At 64.3% G+C, this 2,601-nt stretch carries 2 protein-coding genes; both read right to left on the reverse strand.

Annotated elements, in window-relative coordinates:
• Nucleotides 1-473: 473 nt before the first annotated feature.
• Nucleotides 474-1,289: an IS21-like element ISMyma9 family helper ATPase IstB gene (gene istB / locus AWC18_RS14540; protein ID WP_064997186.1), complete on the reverse strand. Its 816-nt coding sequence runs from the start codon at nucleotides 1,287-1,289 to the stop codon at nucleotides 474-476.
• Nucleotides 1,289-2,506 (reverse strand): IS21 family transposase, encoded by a 1,218-nt coding sequence (gene istA / locus AWC18_RS14545; RefSeq protein WP_064997190.1) that lies wholly within the window; start codon nucleotides 2,504-2,506, stop codon nucleotides 1,289-1,291. The genes istB and istA overlap by 1 nt, the downstream gene beginning before the upstream one ends.
• Nucleotides 2,507-2,601: the final 95 nt, after the last annotated feature.

Consider the following 2,601-nt stretch of genomic DNA (forward strand, 5'->3'; position numbering starts at 1 on the left):
CACAACCGGAGGCCTTCACCTGTCTCAACGACAGGCCAAAATCAACTCAATCCGTTACAACGTCCCTGGACATCACACCTGATATGTAGAGAACTTTGTCAAGGGGGCAGGGTGAGGCGCCGCCGGGGAGCTACCCCGACGGCGCCTCGTTGCTTCTTCAGCGAGTCTGTGTGGTGAGCGTGTCGTTGGCGACGCGCGGTCAGACTGATATACGCGGATTGGCTACCGCAGGACGGTGTTTCGGCTGGATCGCATCCGCGTGTCTAGCATCGAGCGTCGCCGCAGAGGGCTGCTCATAGGTGTGTCGCGGGTCGATCCACGCGCTTGCCACCACGGACCTCGTGAGGAAGCAGATTAGGTGGCGGTCAGTCGTCCATGACAGCCAGCGACCAGCACCAGCCGGCCAGTTCACGCGCGACTGTCGGCTCCGGTTGAATCTTGAGCAGCCTGCTCCGGTCGAAAAGTGAGCAGGTTTACGGGGTTGAGTCTGCCTGACGATCGACTTCTACGGAGGGCAGTGACTCGATCGCGGTGTGTTTGATGCGGTAGCTGGCACCTTTGAGGGCGATGACGTCGGCGTGATGGACGATCCGGTCGATCATCGCCGAAGCGATGGTGGCCTCACCGAAGACCTGCCCCCACCTGGAGAACGGCAGGTTGGAGGTCAGGATGATCGAGGACTTTTCGTATCGGGTCGAGACCAGTTGGAAGAACAGGTTGGCGGCTTCGGTGTCGAACGGGATGTAGCCGACCTCGTCGATCACGATGAGCCCGTATCGAGAGATTTTGCGCAGTTCAGCATCGAGGCGGTCGATACGGTGCGCTTCGGCCAGCCGGGTGATCCATCCGGTGGCCGGAGCGAAAGCGACTCGATGCCCGGCGTGGGCGGCGGCGATGGCCAGCGCGGTCGCCAGATGGGTTTTGCCGGTGCCGGGCGGTCCGAGCAGGACGATGTTGCGGGCCTCGGCCAGCCAGCCCCCGCCCTCCAAGCGGGCGATCTGAGCACGATCCACCGCGGGTTGGGCGGTGAAGTCGAAATCGGTGATCGTCTTGATTGCCGGGAAGCCGGCATACCGGATGCGTTGGCGGGCCCCAGATTCAGCGCGGGCATTGGATTCCACCGCCAACACCGCACCCAGATAATCTTCCAGCGACCAGTTCGCCGACCGGCCTTGTTCAGCGAGTCGCTGATAGTGCGCTGCGATCCGCGGGGCCTTGAGCAGGCGGGCTTGGTGGGCGATCAGTTTGTCGGCCTCACCCGGTGCCGGGCTGCGTTTCGTGGTGGCCATCAGGCGACCTCCCCGGTCCCGAAGAGCGCGTCGTAGGCACTCAGGTCGGCGACTTCGACGCTGACCTCGAGATGAGAGCCTGCAGCGGGCCGGGTGCGGTATTGCTCGCGCAGCACCGCCGCAGCAGCGACATGCTCGGGGTCGGAAATCAATCCGGCTGTGCCCCAGAGACGTTGATGATCAGCAATGACGCGATCACCGCACATGGCGGTGATTCGATCTAGGCTGGACCGCACGGTGATCATCCGGCCGATCACCTCGGGATGCATCGAGTAGGCGTTGCCGCCCAGGCTGACGTAGTAGTCGCGACCCAACCGCGTGGTCACCGTCGTGCCGGTCACCGGAGCCACCGGCGGCAGTGTGGCCATCGCCGCCCGGTCCGCAACCAGAGCGTCTGCCGGGATCATCCGGGTGCCCGCATGGATACGCCGGTTGGCACACGTGGACAGCCAGTCTTGCAGTTGGGCGTTGAAGTCCTCTGGCGAGGTGAAGGTGCGGCCGGGCAGAAACGACGTATCCAGGTAGCCGTTGGCCCGTTCCACCACCCCTTTGGTTTCGGGGTCGTAGGGTCGGGCCTGGATCAGCCGGGTGCCCAGCACCCCGCAGAATCCGGTAACCCCTTGCGCCAAGCGGCGGCGTTGGCCGATTCCGGACTCGTTGTCCCACAACAGGCTCCGCGGAACACCACCGATGTTCTCGGAGATCAGCTGCCACATCCCGGCCAGTAAATCGCCGGTGACCCGCGATGGAATCATCACCGCGGCGATGAACCTAGAGTGGGCAGCCACCATCACCAGCACCGGGAACGACCGCAACACCCCGGCGTGATCGGGGAAGAGCGGGCCGGGGAACCACAGATCGCACTGCACCTGCTCACCGGGCCGATGCACGAGTCGGTCGCTGGGATCGGGTGGGGCGTATTCCGGGCGGATCCTGGTGACGTTCTCGGCGAACCACGAATGCCCACCGGCCCAGCCGACCCGCTCGGCGACCACCGTCGCCGGCATCGTCGGGAACTCGGCGAGCAATGCACGTACTGCCGGTTCGATCTGCGCCCACGCCGAAGTCTTCACCGGCGCCCGCTCATAACGAGGCGGCGCATCTGCCTGCAGCGCACTGGCCACGGTGTTTCGCGATATGGACAGCTTGCGTGCGATCGCAGCCTTCGACAGCTTCTCCGACCGATACAGCCGGCGAATCTCCGCCCAATCCTCCACAGTGATCACTCTCCAATCGGGTTGCGTCCAGCAGAGTGGTGTACGAGTCGGACCTGATCAGCGGTGCCGGCGTGTCGTAGCCGAGTGATTGAAGG

This window comes from Mycolicibacter nonchromogenicus (assembly GCF_002101775.1).
Taxonomy (GTDB): domain Bacteria; phylum Actinomycetota; class Actinomycetes; order Mycobacteriales; family Mycobacteriaceae; genus Mycobacterium; species Mycobacterium nonchromogenicum.

Coding starts and splice junctions, on each gene's coding strand:
- istB (WP_064997186.1), bottom strand. CDS start 1,289: ATGGCCACCACGAAACGCAGCCCGGCACCGGGTGAGGCCGACAAACTG.